The following is a 5,037-nucleotide window of genomic DNA, read 5'->3' on the forward strand; positions in this document are numbered from 1 at the left end:
GGTTGGTATGGATTTCCAGCCCACCCCTTCGATGATGCGTTGGGTTAACAGCAGCAACAGCAACAAAATTGCTGTAGTCGAGAGCCACCATAGGAAAGGATTGCCCATGGCATGGACATCATAGATTAAATTGCTCCCACCAGCGGATAAGGGGGAGTCAGTGGAAACAGCCTCAGGGGTGTGACTAGCAGTCTGATAAAAGTAAGCAACCGGACGCCACATTAACAGCCAACTATACCACCGGGAACAGTAAGGATGGACGTCAGTGCCACTGCCGACATTTTGATGGAAGGTTAAAATTTTGACTTGAGACTCCCAGAATCCAGGGGTAGGATTCATCAGTAAGTGAGGAATCCACACCAGGCTGTAGGTCAGAGCTGGTAAAATTACCAAGTTCAGCAGGATGTGCCCGACATTCAGTTGGGTCAGGTGTTGTAATGGATGGCTTAACGATGGTATGGGACGAGTACGGGTTGTCTCCCCAAAATAGGTTCTAAATAATTGCCATACCCAAGCGACAGCCCATACTATATAAATGCCTAACAAAAACCACAAGCCATTCCACTTAATCGCTGCGGAAGCACCAAAAAACACACCAGATAGGATTAGCATCAGCCAGGGTTTGGCACCATGACGATTCAGAGCCAGGAGGAAAAACAACTGACCCAGTAATCCCAAGATCACTAAATATATATTGTTGAGGGCATAGCGGGATTCTACCAGGAATAAACCATCAGTAGCTGCGAACAGAGCAGCAATCAAAGCATAGCTGCGACGTCGATTGAGTTGATAAGCCAAAGCCGCCACTACCATCGGAATCAAAGAACCCGTCAGGGCATTCAGCCATCGGTAACTCCAGGTAGACCGTAACGAACCAGTCAGCTCGTTAACCGTATCCTGTCCAAAGGGGAGGTGAGAGCCAATCCAGATGCCAATGGCAATGATGTACTGACTTAGGGGAGGATGGGGATTGAAAAAGGAAGTACCGGTTAAGTAGTTATTGGCAAATATAGCGTAGTAAACTTCATCGAATACCAGGCGATTAAATCGACCCAGTCCCCAAAATCGCAGGGCGAGTGACAGTAAAACAATGGCAGTTATGCCAATGCTAAACCAGGGGATAGACGAATCAGACGGCTTTTTTGGCAAAATCATCACCATCGAGGCTTGGGTTATCGGTCAATGGCACACTAGACTTCGCGGCAGTTGTCGGGAACAGGGAACAGCGGATCTGGGAACAGTGGACAAGAATTGACGCAAACACTAATTAGAAAAATACTTTTGCAAGAGGTCTACTCAATCTGGAGTAGAGGAGACCTTGATCAGAAATTATTTTCTGGGGGAAGAGCGGGAAGAGAGATAAGAGTGGAAAGACAACACTGCCCTTTTATCCCCCTTGTCTGCCTTCCCTAATTCCGAAAGTATAACAGGACTTACGCACAGACTCCATGGGTATGGTGGTCAAGGTTTTGCAAACCCTACAGGTAGCGTTAAATTGAGGTATTTGCGTAAGTCCTATATAAAATATGCCAATTAAATGCACACTAGCTTAATAACCTGTAAGCTGATCACCTACAACCTGTAACTTATATAGCACTACCCATTAAGATGTTTGACATTGTCTTGATGCAATAGCGAGTGGGGGAAACCACGGCAGTCGCTCATGGGGGGGACCCCCAAGACCGCGCTGCCTCCCCAAGACCGTAATGGTGCGTTTGACCTTGGCGAATTAAATTCGCCACGGGTCGCACCTCTGCATCGCTTCTAAACTCCGAAACCTAGTCAATGCTTACTTTTGACTTCTGACTTCTCACTTGAGACTTGCACGTAGCGCTATACCTCCTCAGCATGTGTAGCTCGGATAAATGAAATTGGTACACCTTATCCCTCTTATACCTTTTGTAGTTTTTAGGATTTTAAACCCTTTAAAGGTTTTGCACGCTTATCCTCCCTTCGTTTCTCCCTCGTGCCTATACAATTGTGATATAACCAAAAAAATTATCAGACAAGTATTCCGGATTTTCCTCTAACTGGATTGAAAAATTAATAATAGGCATCACCACTTGACCTTTCATTATTATTATCAAATTGCTTCACAATTTTCACACAAAGTCTCACTAAACTTAAACTATTGATAAAGATTATGAATGAAAAATATTTTTAGTATTAAACCCGAGTTAACATTCCAAAAAAATCGTTATAATTTAGCAGGTTTTTATGGACAAATAGAAAAATATATTTTTCTCCTTTAGGAGAGTAATTCCTGGGTGTGCTGCCACTCTAAACCCTCAGTAGCAGTAAAGATATTTTTCTCGTTAATAGAGAAAAATATGCCTCTGCTAATGACTTAAAATTCAAGGATTCAAACAATCAAAACCCACAGAGTTAGCACATACTAAACACTTATGAGTACCAGAGATACTAATCAAATAAATGGCAGAAACAGTAATCAAATAAATGACACAGAGATTAATCAAATAAATGGCACAGAGCACGATGACGACCTCCGAGGTAGCGATGAACAAGTTGTACGAGATGAGATCTACGGCCAAGGGGGTGCTGACAGTCTATTCGGAGGTCCCGGAGGTGACTATATCAACCCTGGTATTGATAATTCTGCTGATGTGATCTGGTATAAGACGTTTTCCGAGAGGACGGACCTGATCGAAAACTTCGATCCCAACGATGAAGATATTGTGGTTCTAACCTCTGGTTTCTTTTGGGATCTTGTTGAAGAATACGGTTTGAATTCAGATGCCAATGTTGACGATTGGTTGAAAATTGAGTTGGAAATTGATCAGTTTGGTTCACATGCTCTTATTAAAGTAGATCGAGATGGTCTTCAAGGCAACACCCCCTTCAGAACATTAGCTACCCTGAAAAATGTTGATCCAAACGATCTAACTATAGATATTCAAGAAGATGGCGATTTTATCATCGGATGATTAACCACAGGTGATTTAGGATTGTCAAGATCAGCTTCGAGGTTACGTGTGGAACCAATCAGCAATCCGGTCAGTCTTCAACCCAAGACTGTCAGATGGGTTTCCAGCGTCTACTCGGACAAAATATCCACTTTGGAACTGGGAAGCATCTACCCATGACTAATCTCTAGTTCTCAACAAAGATAATAAATATGTTTCAGCTTAAAAACCACAAGTGCTTCTCTTTGAGAACAGGTATTGTCAGCCTGATCGGTGTGGCCAGTTTATTGGATACTAATCCTGCCTCAGCTGCCATCATCACTAATGGTAGTTTTGAAAACGATTTTACGGGCTGGGAAACATTGGGTAGTGCTTCTGTGCGCACCGCAGGTTTTGGTAGTAAACCTACTGACGGCAGTTTCTATGCCCAGCTAGATACATTCCTTCCCCAGGAAAAAGAGAACTTCCTGGAGCTAGCCAATTTTCTAGAGCTGAACATTACAGCGCTGGATAATCTGGGCGCGGGAAAGGGGGAGGTGTTTGAAGGATCAGCAATCAGAACTACCTTTACAGCCGTTGCAGGAGATGTGCTTAATTTCGATTACAACTTCCTCACAGATGATTACGGTTCCGAATATTTTAATGACTTCGCTTTTGTGGGAATTTCCGGTCAGGTGAGTGGTTTGGCTGATACGTTCTCAGTATTAGCTGATTCCATGACACCTTTTGTGAATGAAACTGGTTTTAGCACCTACTCTCAGACAATTGCTGCTTCTGGAACCTACACCTTCACCATAGGTGTGACAGATGTTGGGGATGGTGCTTTTGATTCAGGACTACTAATCGATAATGTCAATGTAGTCAGACTGGAACCAACTGATCCCCCCTCCGTTCCAACACCAACTGATCCCCCCTCCGTTCCAACACCAACTGATCCCCCCTCCGTTCCAACACCAACTGATCCCACCTCCGTTCCAGAACCAACCTCTATATTGGCGTTAATAGCCATCGGGGCTTTAGGGGTGAGAAGTCAGTGGAACAAAGACAAAAAAAAGTGTGAGGGAACTACTAAAACACTGCACAGCTAATTGGGAGACCCGCGAAAAATGGACTAAAGACTCTGACCAATGAACTAGAGCGATAAGGAGCGAGTGTTGGTTCCCAGTAATTCTAATCATGACAGAACGCCATGGGCGATTTCTATTCTGCAATAGTTACGCTTCACGCCTATCCCAACGGCAGGAAAATCTCTTAGCTTAGACTAATTACCTTAGACTAACAAAGTTACAAACAAAGTTACACATGCTCTAAAATCCGAATTATGTTATTATGAAATGATACCGATTATGCATATCAGTGAACAACGTAAAATCAATCTCCGCAACAAGTAATAGCTCGTTGCTCTAGGGCTTGTGCTCCTCGTGTTGTTATTTCAGGTCCAATGAGCAGAACTTTATCGCAAACCCAAATCTTTTGAAAACTTAATATATAGTCAACCCAAGTGGCGAGTACTCAGCTATAGCGCTACGCTTAGCGTCAGAAGTTAGAAGTCAGCAAGGTTCGAAGTAGGCGATTACTTACGTTTCGGAGTTTAGGAATGTCAAACATCATATGTAGTGCTATATCAGCGGTCAGCCCAGTTGCTTAGAACTGACCCTCAACCAATAACCAAACGCTCCGTGGGCAATGCACAATCAACGGCCTTACTGAACTAAGCAATGATATCAAGTAGTGTGGTATCAGTAGTCAGTTACCCAGTACCCATTACCAATTAGCTATTATAGCGCTACGCGCAAGTCTCAAGTGAGAAGTCAGAAGTCAAAAGTAAGCATTGACTAGGTTTCGGAGTTTAGAAGCGATGCAGAGGTGCGACCCGTGGCGAATTTAATTCGCCAAGGTCAAGCGCACCATTACGGTCTTGGGGAGGCAGCGCGGTCTTGGGGGTCCCCCCCATGAGCGACTGCCGTGGTTTCCCCCACTCGCGCTTTGCATCAAGACAATGTCAAACATCTTAATGGGTAGTGCTATACCAATACCCTATTTTCGTGAATGTGGAAAAACTGTACTGTTGAAGCTTGAAAATTAGGAATTATAATATACGGTGGGTAATATC

At 43.7% G+C, this 5,037-nt stretch carries 4 protein-coding genes; 2 read left to right on the top strand and 2 right to left on the bottom strand.

Annotated features, from left to right (window positions below; all coding sequences use genetic code 11):
* Nucleotides 1–1,155 (bottom strand): phospholipid carrier-dependent glycosyltransferase (locus tag F6K37_RS31830; protein WP_287254576.1); only part of this gene is annotated, 1,155 nt, incomplete at its 3' end.
* Entirely contained in the window at nt 1,130–1,264 is a 135-nt protein-coding gene (locus tag F6K37_RS31835) for a hypothetical protein (RefSeq protein ID WP_267872080.1), read from the bottom strand. The genes F6K37_RS31830 and F6K37_RS31835, both read right to left, overlap by 26 nt.
* A gap of 1,141 nt (nt 1,265–2,405) precedes the next feature.
* Between F6K37_RS31835 and F6K37_RS31840 the strand changes: the two genes are divergently transcribed.
* On the top strand, nt 2,406–2,945 hold the full coding sequence (locus F6K37_RS31840; RefSeq protein WP_009149351.1) for a hypothetical protein: 540 nt from the start codon (nt 2,406–2,408) through the stop codon (nt 2,943–2,945).
* Nucleotides 2,946–3,136: 191 nt separating this feature from the next.
* The gene (locus tag F6K37_RS31845; RefSeq protein WP_009149354.1) at nt 3,137–4,012 is read left to right on the top strand and encodes a PEP-CTERM sorting domain-containing protein; all 876 of its coding nucleotides are present in this window, start codon (nt 3,137–3,139) and stop codon (nt 4,010–4,012) included.
* The last annotated feature ends 1,025 nt before the right edge of the window (nt 4,013–5,037 follow it).

The organism is Moorena sp. SIO4E2, assembly GCF_010671945.1.
Classification (GTDB): domain Bacteria; phylum Cyanobacteriota; class Cyanobacteriia; order Cyanobacteriales; family Coleofasciculaceae; genus Moorena; species Moorena producens.

Coding starts and splice junctions, on each gene's coding strand:
- F6K37_RS31845 (WP_009149354.1), top strand. CDS start 3,137: ATGTTTCAGCTTAAAAACCACAAGTGCTTCTCTTTGAGAACAGGTATT.
- F6K37_RS31840 (WP_009149351.1), top strand. CDS start 2,406: ATGAGTACCAGAGATACTAATCAAATAAATGGCAGAAACAGTAATCAA.